Origin of the sequence: Leptospira sp. GIMC2001 (genome assembly GCF_028462125.1) — a bacterium.
In the GTDB taxonomy this organism is placed as follows: Bacteria; Spirochaetota; Leptospiria; order Leptospirales; family Leptospiraceae.
In genome coordinates this window covers 279,945-296,622 of the sequence record NZ_CP115468.1, presented here as the reverse complement: position 1 = coordinate 296,622, position 16,678 = coordinate 279,945, and the positions used below count along the sequence as shown (strand labels likewise).

15 protein-coding genes and 1 tRNA gene are annotated in these 16,678 nt (G+C 36.8%); 8 read left to right on the top strand and 8 right to left on the bottom strand.

Annotated elements, in window-relative coordinates:
• Window positions 1-65 precede the first annotated feature (65 nt).
• Window positions 66-1,076: a DNA alkylation repair protein gene (locus O4O04_RS02885; protein WP_272534059.1), complete on the bottom strand. Its 1,011-nt coding sequence runs from the start codon at window positions 1,074-1,076 to the stop codon at window positions 66-68.
• Window positions 1,077-1,323: 247 nt separating this feature from the next.
• On the opposite strand from O4O04_RS02885, the gene O4O04_RS02880 reads away from it, so the two are divergent.
• Together O4O04_RS02880 and tnpA are read left to right on the top strand one after the other, a co-directional pair.
• Window positions 1,324-3,873: a chitobiase/beta-hexosaminidase C-terminal domain-containing protein gene (locus O4O04_RS02880; protein ID WP_272534057.1), complete on the top strand. Its 2,550-nt coding sequence runs from the start codon at window positions 1,324-1,326 to the stop codon at window positions 3,871-3,873.
• Window positions 3,874-4,022: 149 nt separating this feature from the next.
• Window positions 4,023-4,505 (top strand): IS200/IS605 family transposase, encoded by a 483-nt coding sequence (tnpA, locus tag O4O04_RS02875; RefSeq protein WP_272534055.1) that lies wholly within the window; start codon window positions 4,023-4,025, stop codon window positions 4,503-4,505.
• Window positions 4,506-4,801: 296 nt separating this feature from the next.
• Here tnpA and O4O04_RS02870 read toward each other — a convergent pair whose 3' ends face one another.
• From O4O04_RS02870 to O4O04_RS02840, 7 genes are all read right to left on the bottom strand, one after another.
• Window positions 4,802-6,112 carry an adenylate/guanylate cyclase domain-containing protein gene (locus tag O4O04_RS02870; protein ID WP_272534054.1) on the bottom strand — a complete coding sequence of 437 codons (1,311 nt, stop codon included), beginning with the start codon at window positions 6,110-6,112 and terminating at the stop codon, window positions 4,802-4,804.
• A gap of 389 nt (window positions 6,113-6,501) precedes the next feature.
• Entirely contained in the window at window positions 6,502-8,127 is a 1,626-nt protein-coding gene (locus tag O4O04_RS02865) for a hypothetical protein (RefSeq protein WP_272534052.1), read from the bottom strand.
• 25 nt (window positions 8,128-8,152) lie between these two features.
• Window positions 8,153-9,061, bottom strand: a complete 909-nt coding sequence (locus tag O4O04_RS02860; RefSeq protein ID WP_272534051.1) for a porin OmpL1 — start codon at window positions 9,059-9,061, stop codon at window positions 8,153-8,155.
• Window positions 9,062-9,310: 249 nt separating this feature from the next.
• Window positions 9,311-9,931, bottom strand: coding sequence for a hypothetical protein (locus O4O04_RS02855; protein ID WP_272534049.1), 621 nt, complete (start codon window positions 9,929-9,931; stop codon window positions 9,311-9,313).
• A gap of 131 nt (window positions 9,932-10,062) precedes the next feature.
• Window positions 10,063-10,350, bottom strand: a complete 288-nt coding sequence (locus O4O04_RS02850; protein WP_272534048.1) for an acylphosphatase — start codon at window positions 10,348-10,350, stop codon at window positions 10,063-10,065.
• Between the two features lie 13 nt (window positions 10,351-10,363).
• Entirely contained in the window at window positions 10,364-10,570 is a 207-nt protein-coding gene (locus tag O4O04_RS02845; RefSeq protein WP_272534047.1) for a hypothetical protein, read from the bottom strand.
• Between the two features lie 216 nt (window positions 10,571-10,786).
• Window positions 10,787-11,383 (bottom strand): NUDIX domain-containing protein, encoded by a 597-nt coding sequence (locus O4O04_RS02840; RefSeq protein ID WP_272536004.1) that lies wholly within the window; start codon window positions 11,381-11,383, stop codon window positions 10,787-10,789.
• 154 nt (window positions 11,384-11,537) lie between these two features.
• Between O4O04_RS02840 and sixA the strand changes: the two genes are divergently transcribed.
• From sixA to O4O04_RS02810, 6 genes are all read left to right on the top strand, one after another.
• A complete protein-coding gene (sixA, locus tag O4O04_RS02835; protein ID WP_272536003.1) occupies window positions 11,538-12,056 on the top strand; it encodes a phosphohistidine phosphatase SixA in 519 nt (172 codons plus the stop codon).
• A gap of 390 nt (window positions 12,057-12,446) precedes the next feature.
• A tRNA-Pro gene (locus O4O04_RS02830) sits at window positions 12,447-12,518 on the top strand.
• A 101-nt stretch (window positions 12,519-12,619) separates the two neighbouring features.
• Window positions 12,620-13,066 carry a hypothetical protein gene (locus tag O4O04_RS02825; RefSeq protein WP_272534045.1) on the top strand — a complete coding sequence of 149 codons (447 nt, stop codon included), beginning with the start codon at window positions 12,620-12,622 and terminating at the stop codon, window positions 13,064-13,066.
• Between the two features lie 53 nt (window positions 13,067-13,119).
• Entirely contained in the window at window positions 13,120-13,383 is a 264-nt protein-coding gene (locus O4O04_RS02820) for a peptidoglycan-binding domain-containing protein (RefSeq protein WP_272534044.1), read from the top strand.
• A 153-nt stretch (window positions 13,384-13,536) separates the two neighbouring features.
• A complete protein-coding gene (locus tag O4O04_RS02815; protein WP_272534043.1) occupies window positions 13,537-15,360 on the top strand; it encodes a DUF1549 domain-containing protein in 1,824 nt (607 codons plus the stop codon).
• Complete coding sequence (locus O4O04_RS02810; protein WP_272534041.1) at window positions 15,350-16,663, top strand: DUF1501 domain-containing protein; 1,314 nt, start codon at window positions 15,350-15,352, stop codon at window positions 16,661-16,663. The genes O4O04_RS02815 and O4O04_RS02810 overlap by 11 nt, the downstream gene beginning before the upstream one ends.
• Window positions 16,664-16,678 lie beyond the last annotated feature (15 nt).

Genomic DNA, 16,678 nt, shown 5'->3' with positions numbered 1-16,678 from the left:
ATTTTCACATAATACTAATTATATTTTTAAAATAACCGATACAAACCATCAATTCTAAGTAATGACTATAATTCCAAATAAAAGTCTTGCCGATTTACTTCTTCTCCGTTCACAATGATTGATAAAGATTGCCTTCCTGGATAAAATTGCTTTGTTGTAATGATTCTAAAACTATGCTTTTTAACCCACTGCGACTTTTCATAGGGCTCTACTGTTTTCTCACTAATTTTAAATACTTTTCGAGATAGAGATCCATTCTTCAACAGAAAATAAATTCCATATTCAAGTCGAATCAACTTAGGCTTCGAAGAAATGTTTTCTAGATTGAATCGGAACTCAAGACTTGAACCAATTTTTATTGATTTGGAAAATATTCTGAATTCTCCCATTTTTATAGATTTATTGTTAAGATTATAAATCTTTAAAATAGAAGGATGACCTTGCTTAAGTAAAGTTCTACTTGCATGCTTTATCAAGCGATCGGTTGTATCAGATTTTCCTTTCCACTTATTAATAAGTGAGATCATTACATCTGGATTATCCTTAGAAATATCATTTAAGTTATTTGCAACGCTTCTCCTAACAGTTTCGGATGGATCTTCTTTTAAATTCTCCAGGATTGGAATTATTTTATTTGGATTTTTTTTGAATTCTTGGAGGGCTATACCCCAAGGTAATCTTGGACGCGAACCTTCACTTGCAAGACGACGAACCGATTCATTTTTATGTTTAGACCATTGCAACATTACGGCAAGCATTTTGCTCTCGTAACGGATTAGAAAAGGCCTCACTGCAAATTCACAACTCGTAAATTGAGTGATCCTCTCCATAGCCCAGATTGATTGATCAAAATATTCTAATCCATACAAGTAAATGTATTCAGGTAGAAACAAGTAACCGAAACCAAACTCTGATTCATCTTGTTCTCTTTCTCGCAAGAAATCAATCATATCTATAATCTGCTCTGTTGCGCTGGCGAAATCTGGAGACAAATATTCTTTCAGAACAATTGCTATATGTTTCATTCGATCTTTGAGTTCCAGCTCTTCAAATTGCTTATTTAAAATCTTTTTCATGAATATTTTTCTATCAAATTGATCCAAACTAGATTCCAAAAAATCTGAAATAGGTGAAAAAAATTTAGGATTATAAATATCTTTCAATAACGCCATATATGTTATCCTTTATATGCTAAAACCTTTAAATAACTGAAAACGAATGTCACAAATATTAAGTTAAATCTTATTGCAAATATATGCATTTTCATAACACTGAACATAATTAAGAAATAATTGACTATTTGTGTCAAGTTCGAGTAATTTTATGATAGAGATTTTTAAATCAAAATTTTCTATTTTTCAGATTTGGCATAAATTTGTTATAATTTTATATATTTTTGTAAATCTGGATTGCAAGTGGCCTGGGCTCAATTCAGGACTATTGGAAATTCTGACACTTTCTAATTTGGCCTCAGCCAATAATTCTGAATTAAAAATATCAGCCGAGGTCTTGGGATTAACCGGAAAAGGGTTAGCAATCCGTCTGGAATTGTCGGATGGAAATCAAGAGTTTTTGGAAATTTCCCAAAACGGGATTTTTCAATTCCAAGCAAATTTTCGTCGCGGGGATTCCTACCGAATCACAGTCCAATCTCAACCCATTACTCCCATTCAAGAATGTATCGTGACGGGTGGCGAAGGGACTTTTCAAAATTCAGATATACAGAACACTATCATTCGATGTGAAAAATCAAATGTTAAAATACCTGAATTTTCTCCATCGCCTGGATCATATGCTAATCCACAATCCGTTACACTCACTTCCCAGACATCAGTTGCTTCCATCTATTATACATTAGATGGAAGCGATCCGATTTGCGAAGTTTCAACTATTTATTCTAATTCAATTTTTATAGATTATGGACAAACTGTTGAGATTCGCGCAATTGCATGTTTTGAAGATGAATTTTCATTTATAAATTTTGGTGTATATGCTATTGATTTGGGAACCTTAACATCACCAGTTTTTTCCATTACACCTGGCGCTTATATATCTGCCCAATTGATTGGAATTGAATATACTGGTTCAGAAATGGGCGTTGATATCTATTATAAAGACGACGGAACCAATCCCGATTGTTCTGGATTCAATGGAACATTGTATACTACACCGTTCAACTTGTCCAATTCAGCCACCGTAGTTGCTATATCCTGCAAATCTGGGTTTACGGACTCCGCTACAGCAGTAGCAAACTATGAAATTGGGGAAACAGTTGCATCTCCAATGGTTGATTATCCAAGCGGCACCTACTTTAACGATTTGGAATTGGATTTTTCAACCATAACTTCCAATGCAAGTATATATTATTCTGTGAATGGGTTGGATCCAGATTGCTCAGGCGGATTTTCAGAATTTACTGGAACGCCGGTTCTCATTAACACAACAAATACAGTCGTCAAAGCAATCGCTTGTCGCTCAGGTTATTTAGATTCACCTCAAATGACTCCTGTTACATATACTTTTAATGTATCGCCTTTGCAAATGAATCCTACATCTGGAATTTACCAGACCGTTCAGAATTTAACAATAACAACGAATACTAATACTGCGGTGATTCGTTATTCTGATGATGGAGTGACAGTACCTGATTGCTTGGGCAGTGGAAATTTATATACTGCTTCCATTCCATTAAATCTCAATACAACTACAACAATTCGAGCCATTGGTTGCAAATCTGGCTACAATGATGCAAACGTTGCGCCGACCAACTATACAATCACTGGCAAAGTTCCAAGTCCAAGCATAGCTGAAACTGGAGTGGACGAAATACTTATCGGACCAATTGGACCAGACCCGCAGTTGCTTTTGCAGGTTATATGTTATACATTAGATAATTCTAATCCTAGTTGCTCAACCTTAACTTCAGGAACCTGTGGAGCAACAAGCACTCAGAGTTTAGGAGCCTTCTCCTTAACTTTCACAACAACTGTAAAGGCAGTTTCTTGTTCTAATAATTGGACTCAGTCTGATATTTCATCATTGCCAATAGTGCGACCCTTGAGCGTTGGAACTCCTAGCTTCAGTGTATCTCAAGGCACTTACAATGATTCCTTTGCTGTATCTATCACATCTGTAGATGCTGACACTGTTCGATATACGCTAAATGGAACACCTCCTGCCTGCCCGAGCACAGGAATATTATATCAACCAGGTATAACACCAGATATTCCCATCACTGAATCACCAACTCAGATTCAAGCCATTGGCTGCAGACCGACTTACAATGATTCGCAAATATCATTAATTAACTATATTCTAAAATCTGCAAATGTTGTAATCACTCCAGCATCATCTGGAGTTTATTCAAATACTCCAGTCGAAGTAACGATGACTTCCTCTACTCCTAGTTCTAACATTTATTTTGCAGATGATGGAAGCAGTCCGACCTGTGGGGGACCAAATATTTATACCTCTCCAATAAATCTAGCAAGCAACACAATTAAAAACTACAATGCAATTGCATGTCGAACAGATTTTGAGACATCTGACAACACATTAGTCGATTTGAATGTTACTGGAACGCTTCCATCACCTAATATAAATTTTTCGGGAATACTTTTAATTAAAACAGTCACCATTTCAACGACTGGAACTCCACCTAGTCAAACAATTTGTTACAGAAATGGAGCGACCAATCCTTCTTGTTCTCAATCTGCAAATGGTGCACCGAGTTCTACGGGAGGATTTTGTGCATCGGGCAGTATTGCTTACGGAGGAACATTCACAGCCGCAACAGGAACTGTTGTTCGAGCGATCACTTGTAAGGAAAATTGGAATCAATCTCCAGCGGCCAATGCCACGGCTGGATTGTAATCTTAAAAATTTTATAGTTTTACTTCGGATTGCTGGGTTATTAAAGTATTTTTTACAATTTTTTGAAAATGGTTTTGGGTTTTGGAAATAGAAATATGAAGCCGGGGGCTTAAGCCCATCATTTAGCATTTCTATCTGGAGAAGAATAAATGAAACCACTAAAAATCAATTCCCTAACAACATCTCGTTCAGGTGCACAAACAAATTTTCAAAATACCTATCACCTAGTATTCTCGACGAGATATCGCGAAAAAACTTTAGATCCAATAACAAAAATCAAAATAAGAAATCTCATTCGCCAAAAGGAAGAAGAATTAAAATTCTTCATTTATATTCTTAATGGTTATCAAGATCATATTCACATTCTAATTTCGATACCAAATCATTTTTCCATTTCGAAGATCATGCAACATATAAAAGGATTCTCGGCAAGACAACTGAATCGAGGTAGATTTTGGCAAGACGGTTACTATTCTAGACCCATCAGTGAAAATGAATTAAAAACAGTATATTCTTATATTCGGAATCAACACTTTCACCATAGGAATTTAGCAAATAAAAATTCAATAATCGATGAACTTGAAATAATTCGATCCAAAAAATTTGTCAGAGAAGTTAGAAAGGTTGGATAATTTACAAATTTTATGTGATCAAGATAATTCGGTATTGATCAAATAATATTTCACGCTAAAATACAATTTACAATTATCATTTCGATACCAATTGATGTGTTTTCTAGGCCTGGGCTTAAGCCCTGCCCTTTAGAACAATCTAGAAATCAAACCGAAGCCAAGATAGTATTCACATTTAATACTATATTAATATACAATTTTATGTTCCAAGCATTTGTAGCATTACCTATCAAATTTGCAGTTATTTTCCCAATTTTCCAATAAAGTTTAGAAATTTTAAATTTCTGAGTTATATATTAGGATAAGCCGTATAGTAAGACTTCTTCCTTTTTTCCTTTAACATATGCCGTACCAATAAAATTTGACATCTCCTTATAGCTTGGAGTCAGGTTATCATAGAAGTTCTTGGAGAATATTAGCGATACGTTCTGATTTTTGCATTCAGCTTCTATCCTTGAAGTAGTGTTGACAGCGTCTCCAATTACAGTAAAATCTTTTCTTTCACTACTTCCTATTGGCCCAATAAATACTTCTCCATAATTCAGACCAATTCCATTTTTGAGAGGCTCTAATCCAAAACTTTTTCGCTTTATATTCAAATTTTTAAGATTTTCTTGCATTTTAATGCTAGCTCTTAGGGCATGATCACAAGGATATTCCAGTTCGATCGCACCACCAAACACAGCCATAACGGCATCTCCGATAAATTTATCAATTGTTCCTGATTCAGATGAAATTGCGGAAGCCATTTCATCCAGATACTCATTCAATTCCGTAACAAGATCTTCAGGTTGTTTGTTTTCTGAAATTTTAGTAAAATCTCGAATATCACAAAATAAAATTGCAAGAAATTTTCTCTCTCCTGGATTACCAGTTTTTTGACTAACAACTTTTTCTCGCACTTCAGGCGATACATACAATCCAAATAGACGATTGATAAGACTTTTTTCTTTTTCTTGATCAATTGTTTCAGCTATCAACTGACGAACTTGTCTTCCTAATACCCCAACAACAAAACCGGAGACTGCCATCATAAGAGGTCGAAAAAAATAAAATCTCGCGGATTTTAAATCTTGCTGCATAAGAAAATCTGGATGTACTAATAATTCAATTTGATCAAGACTCAGAATTATAATCAAAGTATATTGAACTGCACAGAATAAACCTGATACAACAGATAAGTGAAAATCAAATGCAAAACCTGTAACTATGATGAGAAAAAAATATAAATAACTAGGAGGCCCACTTAAATAGGTTGCGGTTCCTGCAGGTAAATAAAAAAATGCGTAAATGTAAATCACCGAGGGTAAAAATGCGAAACCTAGCATAACGAACGCTATATTTCTATTCTTAATCAGATTTTTCCTAGCTAGAAAATGAACAAATATTGAATAAATTCCTCCTATAAAGGCCCACAAAATAGGACCAAATATATCCTTCTCTATTTCCAAAACTACCGAAATATAAAGTACTATCGATGATGTGAAACCTAATAGAGCTGTTACAAGACTTCCTTTTTGCAGAATTTTATTAATCTGTTTTTGAACCAAATTTTCAAAATCTAATAAAATAGTCTTATCAGAGACGCTATGATTTAGGTTTAACATTTTTTTCTCACCTTCTAGGCAGATTCCTCTGCGATTTTTTCAAATAAATATTATTAAATAATTTTATACAATTTCGGTTATTGATGTCAGAATCTATTGAACACCTAAGTCCTTAATAAATTTCTGCATTGACTTCAGAATATTTGACTTGGAATTATGATAAAGCAAGGACGGGGCTTAAGCCCCGGGCTGTTCTTAAAAAACAATTGACTTTATCAATTCATCGATTCCTAGATAAATCAATACAACTCGTAATCCTTCGGCCAGGGCTTAAGCCCTGTCCTCTCCCCCACACCCCAAAAAAAAACCCGCCCTCCTTTCGAAGAACGGGTTCCTGAAATTCCGGACAATTTCTCATCCGAAATCTCATAGTCTAACTCAAACAACGATTACTCGTTATTTGGAAAGTTTGTCAATTTTTCTAATCCCGCGTCACCAAATCGATTAGCTGCTCCAAAATTAGCCATTGTGCAACTTTCTATTCCACTAAGTGTAGCAACTCCAGAAGTCAACAATGATATAGAAGTCGCTCTACCAGCTTCAGTTCCACCATATACACAGAGAGATAGGTTAGAAGAAGCTCCACCATCACCAGTACTCGCATTAGCTAGTTCTGGCAATTTTCCACCACCAATTGCTAGTGGAATTGGAAATTTGCTTCTAAAAGAGTTGTTACATGCGATCTCATCATTCACTACAGCTGAAATAGCAGCATAAGTTGATGCAGCAGCATTTTGAGTTGAGAAAGCATAAGCGATTTCTTTCACAGAAGTAAGTTCTCTTCTATTTTGCAAAGCAGCTGATGTAGTTGCTGCAGCATTGATCGGTCCGTAGCCAATAAAACCTACTGACTCACAAGAATCAACAACTGTAAAGTTGATATTGGAAGCACCGTAGTAAGGAATTGTTGAACTAGCTTGCGCAGTAGTTCCAGTTGTCAACGGAAATGCTACGTTAAAGTTTGTAGAAATAGCACTCAATGCACTAGACACTGGATATGCACTCTCTGCAAAAATTTGATTGTTTGCAGCTGTTCCACCTTCGCTGATTGCACCAATTTGATCAATTGGACTAGCAACAGTTCCAAGAACTGGAGTGTTCCGAGGAAGTCCTGTGAATAGACCTGTTCTAACTCTATTCATGAAATCCGCATCGGTTTTACGACAATCTGGATTGTTTCCAATATCAGCATAAGTTTTTTCTTTTGCAGTAATTGCTGCTGCGCGATTGGCAGTAGAAATTCCAGCAAGACTACAGCTTGATTTCGGAATTCTTCCACAGGCTAGTATAGCTGAACCATTTACATGAGCTTGGCGAGCTTGATAAGCAGATCCTGCTTCCGTAGTTAACCTTGCACCAATTGCAGTGAAAGTAGCTACGCAAGTTCCAGCATTATTAATACCACCACTAAGCGCTGTATGCGAAGTTCCAGCAGCAGTTAATGTGCCATCTAGAGTAGTTTTTTGGTCACCGGTATAAGTTCCATACCAGGTAGTAAGTGCACCGGACACACCTGCGCGTAATGTTGCTGATCCACAGATTGTAGCTACTCCACCGTTTGCACTAACTGCAGCAGCCAACAAACCAAAGTAAGCTCCTACATCAACAACATTTCTCGCAGAGTTAATATCAGCAGTTCTAGAATCGGCTGTATAAGTTCCACCACCTCGGATGAAAGCATCATATTTCACGTTGTAAGGAACCTGGCCGTATGTTTCATAAGTTTGCCCTGCTGCTACCGTAGTAGCGGATGCTGCTTCAAATTCTTCCTCAGTAAAAATCGTAGCACCTGTCAAGGATGTTGAATTCACAGCTTGCTGGATTATCGCTCCACTATAAAGCGTTGCTAAGTTTAGAGAAATTGCGCAATTGCTTGCACCAAGTCCTCTAATTTGTGAAGCAACAAGACCAGCTAATAGTGCGTCTTCTTCAACTTTATCTGGATGACAGTTTACAGCCATTGCAGCAATTGCAGAAACTGCGAGTGTTTTTGTAATAAATGATTTAAGTTTCATTAGTTGTTATTCCTCCTATATGAGATTAAAGTTCGATTTTGTAACCGACTCGGTATGTCTGACCACCAACTACCACTGGGTAAGCAGGGTATGGAGAAAGTGCAGCAGCACCACCGGCAGATTTTGTTCCTGCATGTCCCATAGCTGCAGAAAGAATGGTCTCTAGTTCAAAGAATAGATGTCCACTGTCTGTAACTTGAGTTTGTGCACCAACTAACCAGTTTAGACCAAAACCGCTAACGTTAAATTTAGCATTTTCATTAATGATAGAAGGAGATGGAGCGTCACTTAGAAGTGATCCACCTGGACCAGCTACACCTGGGAAAGCCGCTGCAAGAGTATCACCATCGATAGTTCCTGCGACTGACCAACCACCACGGAAGTAGTTTGCACCAGCTGCTACGTAGAAAGCTGTGTCTTTTTTATCATTGTATAGTTTGATACCGATATAAGCTGGAATTGTCCAAGCTTTATAGTCCCATTCTTGCTCTAACCATTTGTAACCAGCCACTGTAGAAGAAGTGTAACCACCTGCAACTTTTTGTGTATAGTTAACATTGATTCTCCAGAATAGACTGTCAATATTGAATAGACCTTCTGATTCATAACCAACGTTTAGGTTAAGTCCTACCATTGCTCCATTGCTTTTTACTCCGATCGCGCCTAAGCTTGTATCGTTGAGTGCTTCTAGAGTATTTTCAGCATAGATTGCTTTCTGGGTTCCACCAGCGATATCGCCATTAGCGGATCGAACTGGTCTTGTTGAATCCAATCCATCTTTTGTGATTGTTCCACCAAGTTGACCTAGGTCAAATTGTGAACCAATACCAAACATTAGGAAAGAACGTGGACCCTTCTTAGCTTCTTGTGCTGAGAGAGTAGTTCCAAGTATTAGGCATAGCCCAAAAAAGATGCGTGTGATCTTTTTAAACATCCATTGACTCCTTTAGAGTTTATCTTTTTCTCGAGATTTGGGAGCCTCAAAAAATGCTGAAAACTCCCAGAATGTTGATTGTATGAAAATTAAGAAAAAAGTGTCAAATAAAAAACAAAAACTGGTTAAAAAAGTAATTTATGGTGCACTGCCACAGTCTAACGACTCAATACCCTTTTTTACTATGGAAATGAGTACAGTTGTTACATAAAACACCTGTTCTAGATGAATTTTGTGTTAAACGGCTTTCTATTCGCCGACTTGGATAACTTTTAAGGTTTTTGAACGGTCTTTTGCGAGATTCGCCCATTCACTTCGAGGATAATTTCGAATCAGATAATCTATTGCTCTTGTTTCAGCAGTAATCGTTTTTCTCAACTTTGCCTGGATATCTGTGGGCGCAAATGCTCGTATATTAGCATTTACCTCAATTTCACCCATAAATACAATCGATCCTGGCTCAACATCTACAATCGTCATATTTCTATCTTCTCGCGTGAGTGGAGGCGAAATTGCCTTAGAAACCGAGACATTGCTAAATGAGTTGCCACCCATTCCTTTCTGGAGCAAATGTTTCAGCTCACCGATTTCATACTGACCTGCCGGAACATTTTGAAAATAATAGTAATGGTCAGACCTCTCCGAAAATGAAATCTCCCGATCACCTCGCCGAATGGTAACCACTTCGAAAACTGGACGGATCAACTCATTAACCAAGGGCTCGTTCTTTTCTAGAATGGCTGATACTATAATAAGGGAAGAAGTAGTATCTTTCTGACTCAAAGTCGAACAGCCGAAACAAAATAGAATTATACTAAAAATGCTCGCTAGATGGAGGATTTTGAATGTAGTTCTCGATTTCGTTTCCATAATACTCTAATTTTCGGAATGCATTACAACAAAATCAACCAATGCTGACGGATTTTCATGAATTATAAAAGAATGCTTATAAAGATAGGTTAGATCAAAATTCTCTAATCGAACAGGTTTTCCAAACTATTTTATCTTTTGATCTCAAAAGTTCGAAATCGTCCTTGAGCTTCTTGCCATACAGCGACGACTTCTTTTACTTTCGCCTTCGTTGGTCCTTTCTGCAGAGCTCGCTCCATATCTTCCAAGAAAATTTTCTCACCTTCTACCACAATCTCAACTTCTCCATTGGGAAGATTCTGAGTATAACCCTTCAGCCTCATTTCTTGAGCCTTTTGCAAAACAAAATACCGAAAGCCCACACCCTGCACAGCACCTCGAATGATAAACTTAGCTCGAACATCTTTTTCTTTGCCCATATAATTAACGATTCTATCCTATTCCATCTAATTCTTTGAAAATTTTAATGCTTTGGTAATCTTGACCATCATCTCTTGCATTGACAATATATTCCAATAGACTCGAGAGAATTGCAACCCTTTTATGATATTCCTTTACTCCAGACAATTCAATGACAGACTGCCTTAACTTTTTAAGAAAAACACTCGGGTTGCTTCTGATTTTCTGTAAGTTCCTCATCTGCAAATTTAATATTGAGTTTCTCGTTATAAATTCTTCGGAATTTTCCTTTTATTGGAAAATCTTAATCCGAAAATCAGGAATATAAGCTAACAAATCTTTTATTTTATTATGACCACCAAAACGATCGGCAAATTTTCTACCGAGTGTCCACTTTTCCTTCCCATGATGGAAATCGAAAATTTTATAACTGCTCGAAAGAATAATTAAAAAAGTTTAACTTTTGTTATATTGAAGCAAAAAGTCCTCAATGATCGGAACAAATTCTTTCTCAAGGCTTACATAGATTTCTTTCTTAAAAGGAACAATTGATTCCACAACTTTATCCCATGACAAAAAGCGAACTTCCTCAAATTCTTTTTCATGATGATCCAATGAACAATCTGATTCCGGATGATCCCAGAAATACAAGAACCACTTCTGAGTCTGTCCTCGATATTTTTTCATTTTTCCCTTCAATTTAAGATCTGAAGGAAAATCATAAGATATCCAAATCGGGAATTCATATACCAAAATCGCGTGTGACATAAGTTCAGGCGATCTCTCATTTAACAACGATTTGCTGATATGGATAATTTTTGAACTGTTCGACTGTTGTTCGACTTTTGATTGATAATCGAAATTCGTATCTACTCGAATTCCAACTTCTTCGTATAGCTCACGATTAGCAGCATTTTTCGGATCTTCTCCATCATCAATTCCTCCTTGAGGAAATTGCCATGAGCCAATAAATTTTAATCTCTCTCCCGCAAGAACCAATCCTTGAGAATTAAACACAACCATCCCGACATTCGGACGAAATGGCTTATTCAGAGCATCTTGTGATGATTGGGAAGATTTCCTTGGGTTAGACTGTTTTGACACAATCCAAAATTTCTTCCAGACTCAGAGAATAGAAAGGAAATTTTTGGAATTACTATTAAATTTTGCTTTGCATCAGAGAATGCTTCCGTCGAATAGAAATAACATGAAGATCATTCTCGTTAGGCACGGGGAAGCTGAGGATGTTTCGATTGCTGGTAGTGACCGCAGACGGAAGCTCACGGCGAAAGGAACCGAGGACATCCATAAGATTGGAAGTTTTATCCGCAATTCTCATATCAAGATCAGCCAGATCTATCATAGCCCTTTCGAAAGAACTAAGAAAACCGCTCTTATCCTAGCTGAAGAACTGCATTTAGAAGAACATATGGTCTCTGCTGAAGAAATTTCTGCTGGTATGGATTGTTGCAATCTTTTGCCTCAACTCTGTGACTATTCTAATTCAGATGCAATTGTAATTGTCGGCCACAATCCAGATATTACATACTTTGCGGCAAAGCTTCTTGGAGAGTCTGCTTTTACAAATAGTCTTCTTTTTACTCCAGGAACATCGATTGCAGTGAATGTACCAAAAGAAAAGTTTAGCAAAGGACAACTTCTCTGGTCAGTATCTCCTGATTTTCTTATGCCAGATCCTAGCAGACAACCCGCACTAAGTCACTAGTCTAGAGAACCTTCTCACTTCCACAATCAATTCGAAACAATACAATAGGAATAAACGTAGAATTCTTTTGTATCTTTTTACAAAATAGCAAATCAAAATCTATGATATCGAAAATCCAATTCAAATATTGAAATATTTTAAATATGTATTTATACTTCAACTTAACGTTTTCTAAAAATCAATTCAACAACCATCTAATTTATATTAAATGGTAAAATTGAATTCAATCGCTAATTCATTAATTTAGTCCATTTCTAGATCAAATATGTATGATTATTACTTTTTTATAAATTATATTATAATTAATTCCATCGATTTTACAATGAACAAATCCTTCTGATTAAGCCTTGACTCGGCGCATGAATCAAGAAACCTGGATATGATAAATCACGGGGTGTAGCGCAGCGGTAGCGCACTTGTCTGGGGGGCAAGGGGTCGCCGGTTCAAATCCGGTCACTCCGATTTTATCAATTTTTTTCTCGATTTTAATGAATATTTATAAATTTCTTGCCACCTCCTCTCTGATTTGAAATCCTTCACTTTATTGTAAAGAGAGGATACATATGAAACTAACAAAAAAATCAATTTATATTTTAGCAATCTTGCTAGTAGCAGCATTCGCGAATTGTAAGAAAGATAAAGGTGGGGATACTGAATCTAAAGATTCTTCGGTAGAATCATTGCCAACTTTTGACCTTAGTGGATCACCAGCACAAAACTTAATAACTGTATTTGAAGCAGGGATTGCAGGACTAGAATCCAATTCAAATGACCCAGCAGCTGCAGCTCGTGAACTAGAAAAAATTCTTTCAGCTGTTAGCGTTGATGGCCTAAGAGCAAAAGCTAAATCCGCAAAAGAAGCAGGACAAGGTGCAACCGATGATGAAAAGCAAAGACTGAATGCTGCTATGGAAAAATATAAAAAATTAGCTGCATCGATTGGTTCGCAAGATCCAGGTGCATTCAATGCGGCACATACAAAATGGTCTGCGGCATTCGGTGTAAAATAATTTACACTTTAAACTTTTATCAAATAAAATAAAACAAAAACAAGGAATTAAAAATGAGTACATATGATGTAAAAAGCGTTCAAGAAGCATTGACTATCTGCGGCTTTAGCCCAGGAAAAATCGATGGGAAATCAGGCCCTAACACAGAGTCTGCGATTAAAGCATTCCAGAAGTCTGCTGGAGTTAAAGCAGATGGTATTGTTGGACCTCTAACAGCTCCAGTTCTAGCTCAGAAATTGGGTGAAGCATCTGTTAAGGCAGCAGGACTGCAAGGATACTTTACAGGAAGTGGCTCAAGTGCCGCAGATGAGATCTGAGTAAAAAGAAAGTAAAAAAAATTGCCAGAATCAATCTGGCAATTTACAAATTATTTATTTCTATTCAATTAGAATCTAAATAAAATAATAATGCCTCTTTATTTCAATTCAATTAAACTTGCAAAATCTTGAGCGATATCTGAATCTTCAAATATGAGAATACGTTATTTTTATTTCTCGATCGCCGTACTAACTCTCCTAACCTACGTAATTGCATTGAGCAGCCAGTCCGTTAGTTATGAATCTGAGGAGCTAGACAAAATATATTCAAGAATTTCTACTTTCGCAATTGAACCTGCCAAAGATCCAGTTTTACTTAGAAGGCTTTCTCTAAATATCAAGGGAACAATCCCTGATGGCGGTGAATCTTTAGCATATGCAAATGATAATGATCCGCAGAAATTTCGTGATGCGACGGTTCGATATCTTAAAAGTCCAGAATTCGCAGAATATTGGGGAATAAAATTTGCCTCAATGTTTAGAGAACAGACCAATAGAAGAAAAGAAGTGTACGGAGGCTTTTACAAATATCTATCCAGTTCACTTCATGATGATAAACCTTATAATTCGATGGTGAGAGAAATGCTTACCGCTAGTGGCAGCGCTGATAAAAACCTAGCAGTTCATTTTTATGGTAGAGATGCTGCTGATCCTTTACAGGTTGCTGAATATGTTGGAAGAGTTTTTTACGCGCAAAGAGTTGGATGCGCTAGGTGTCATGATGATAAATTTGATCCAAGCTTTACACAACGTGATTATTATGCACTCGCAGCTTTCTTCGGTCAGCAGTTCTACCGAACATCATCATGGGATGAGAATAAATTTAAAGGAGAAACTATTCAGAACATTCCGAACGAAGATATAGAAAGACTCCCTCTAAAAATGCAAAAATCCGTTCGTGAAAGAAACAATGCTTGGAATCAGGAAAATTGGAACAAAATGTCCAAGGAACAAAGAGATGCCTATAATAAAAAGCACGAATTGACCTATGCAAAATTATACTATGAACCATCATTAGGTGTTAGATTTCCAATTAAAGATGATATGCCTGGTGGTGATTTGGTTGTTCCGAAATTTCTTGATGGTACAATTCCAAGCATAGAGGCTAACACAGATAGAAGAAAACTTTTTGCCGACTGGTTGCTTGCACGGGAGAATCAAAGATTTAGAAAAGTAATTATCAATCGGATATGGAAAGAATTGATGGGTTGGTCATTTTTTTCCCCTGAAGACGATTGGAATAAAAATACTAAAATGGAAGCCGAACCTATATTGATTCATTTGGATCAAGTTTTCCTAGATAACAATCACTCTATTAAATATCTAATTTATTATATAGTAAATTCAAAAGCATATTCGCGAAGAAATGCAATTATGAAAGAAGAATCGGACAAACCAATTAGCTTCTATCCTTCAAATAGAATGGATCCAGATCAATTGATGAATTCAATCGTAAAAGGGACCTTCGAAGTCGAACAACCAAAGTGGATGTTTTCGGAGCGCCGACTGAATCCATTTGGATCTTCAAAACCAGATCTTAAAGGAACTGGCGAAATTCGCGTTCCGAATAAAGATAAAAATGAAACAATGTTTGCGTCAGAAATTGAGCGACCAGTGCGTCCCAATCATTTTCTCGCTGTCTTCGGATCAGGAGCAAGAACTGATGTATCTGACGACCATTCTGAAATTACTATCGATCAGATTTTGACACTTATGAATGGAAGACTCACAGGCAAAGCTTCTTGGGATTTTGGTGGAAAAGATTCTCAATCCATGAAAACTTTTACGGCTACTAAATCGATGGAGAAAGTTCTAGAAGAAGTGAATACAATTTTATTGGGTCGTGGTTTAACAGAAAAAGAAAAGATGATTCTTCAATCCAGTTTAACTAAAGGAGATGCCCATTTCGAACGTACTGTAATCCAGGATTGGGTATGGGCAGTTTTGAATAGTCAGGAGTTCTTACATGTCAATTAATTATAAATTCAATCGACTCGAATTTTTGCAAGCATCCGCAAGTTTATTTGCTGGACTTACATTAACACCTAATCTATTAAATGCGGTAAGCTATCGTAATGCGGATTCTAAGAATTCAAAATCATCGGACTTATCACTTCCCTCTCCCATCAAATCAATAATATTTGTGAACATGGACGGAGGAATGAGTCATGTAGACACATTGGATCCAAAGGCGAACTCCAAATTTTCTAAAGTAAGCTCAAGTATACGTGGATTATCTGTTCTTGAACCTTTTCAGAAAACTGCAAAGTTTTTTAATAAACTATCGGTTCTGCGAACAACGTATAGTGAAGATGGTGATCATGGAATGGCCCAGCATTTACTCAATACTGGTTATCGATCAACTGAAACGATTGGAATTCCAGATCTTCCGCATATGGGAGCGATGGTTTCTTATGTAAAATCTTTAAACCTAAAAGATGGTCCATACTTCCCGAGATATGTTACAATGGGAACTCGCAATGGTAAAATTGGAGACCCAGGATATCTTAGTGTAGCACATGCAGGTTTTCATATTGGAGATCCTAACAAACCGCTCAGTAACCTAACACCGAGTTGGGGAAAATACACTAAAGAGAGATTGGATCGCCGAGAGAATTTTCTCGAAACAATGAATGAAGAATTTCAAAATCAAAATCATTCTCTAAATCTGGATCGATGGGACAGTATGTACGTCGCTGCAAAAGAATTTCGAGACTCAGCAAAATCGATTGCCTTTGATTGGATGCAAGAGCCAGAAAAAGTTCAAACTCGTTATGGACAAACTGTACAGGCAAGATCATTTATGATTGCGAAAAGACTAGCAGAAATAGAAGTTCCGTTTATTCAGATCAGTATTGGTGGATGGGATACTCACGATAATAATAAAGCGAGAATAACCAAAATTATGTCCGATACCGATCAAGGGCTTGCTGCATTATTGCAGGATCTTGATGGCTTAGGACTATTACAGCAGACTATGTTTGTCTTATCCAGTGAATTTGGCAGAACTCCTGATGTTGGAACTCGTGATGGACGTGACCATCATCCAAAAGTATGGACAACTCTTGTTGGTGGTGGCAAAATATCTAAAGGTAAAGTGATAGGCGAAACCGATGAAAAGGGAGAAAAACCAGCCAAAGGATCAACTGCAATTCACGTTCGCGATCTAATATCAACTATTTACAATTATGCTGGAATCGATCCAAAAAAACAAATTATAAATAGTCAGAATCGACCGATCAGTATAGGAAATAAAGCATCTCGAGTTGTTACAATTTGAACGCAAAAGGAAAAA

Excerpts from the sequence above, each read along its gene's own strand:
- O4O04_RS02885 (WP_272534059.1), bottom strand. The coding sequence starts at position 1,076 with ATGAAAAAGATTTTAAATAAGCAATTTGAAGAGCTGGAACTCAAAGAT.
- O4O04_RS02880 (WP_272534057.1), top strand. The coding sequence starts at position 1,324 with ATGATAGAGATTTTTAAATCAAAATTTTCTATTTTTCAGATTTGGCAT.
- tnpA (WP_272534055.1), top strand. The coding sequence starts at position 4,023 with ATGAAACCACTAAAAATCAATTCCCTAACAACATCTCGTTCAGGTGCA.
- O4O04_RS02870 (WP_272534054.1), bottom strand. The coding sequence starts at position 6,112 with ATGTTAAACCTAAATCATAGCGTCTCTGATAAGACTATTTTATTAGAT.
- O4O04_RS02865 (WP_272534052.1), bottom strand. The coding sequence starts at position 8,127 with ATGAAACTTAAATCATTTATTACAAAAACACTCGCAGTTTCTGCAATT.
- O4O04_RS02860 (WP_272534051.1), bottom strand. The coding sequence starts at position 9,061 with ATGTTTAAAAAGATCACACGCATCTTTTTTGGGCTATGCCTAATACTT.
- O4O04_RS02855 (WP_272534049.1), bottom strand. The coding sequence starts at position 9,931 with ATGGAAACGAAATCGAGAACTACATTCAAAATCCTCCATCTAGCGAGC.
- O4O04_RS02850 (WP_272534048.1), bottom strand. The coding sequence starts at position 10,350 with ATGGGCAAAGAAAAAGATGTTCGAGCTAAGTTTATCATTCGAGGTGCT.
- O4O04_RS02845 (WP_272534047.1), bottom strand. The coding sequence starts at position 10,570 with ATGAGGAACTTACAGAAAATCAGAAGCAACCCGAGTGTTTTTCTTAAA.
- sixA (WP_272536003.1), top strand. The coding sequence starts at position 11,538 with ATGAAGATCATTCTCGTTAGGCACGGGGAAGCTGAGGATGTTTCGATT.
- O4O04_RS02825 (WP_272534045.1), top strand. The coding sequence starts at position 12,620 with ATGAAACTAACAAAAAAATCAATTTATATTTTAGCAATCTTGCTAGTA.
- O4O04_RS02820 (WP_272534044.1), top strand. The coding sequence starts at position 13,120 with ATGAGTACATATGATGTAAAAAGCGTTCAAGAAGCATTGACTATCTGC.
- O4O04_RS02815 (WP_272534043.1), top strand. The coding sequence starts at position 13,537 with ATGAGAATACGTTATTTTTATTTCTCGATCGCCGTACTAACTCTCCTA.
- O4O04_RS02810 (WP_272534041.1), top strand. The coding sequence starts at position 15,350 with ATGTCAATTAATTATAAATTCAATCGACTCGAATTTTTGCAAGCATCC.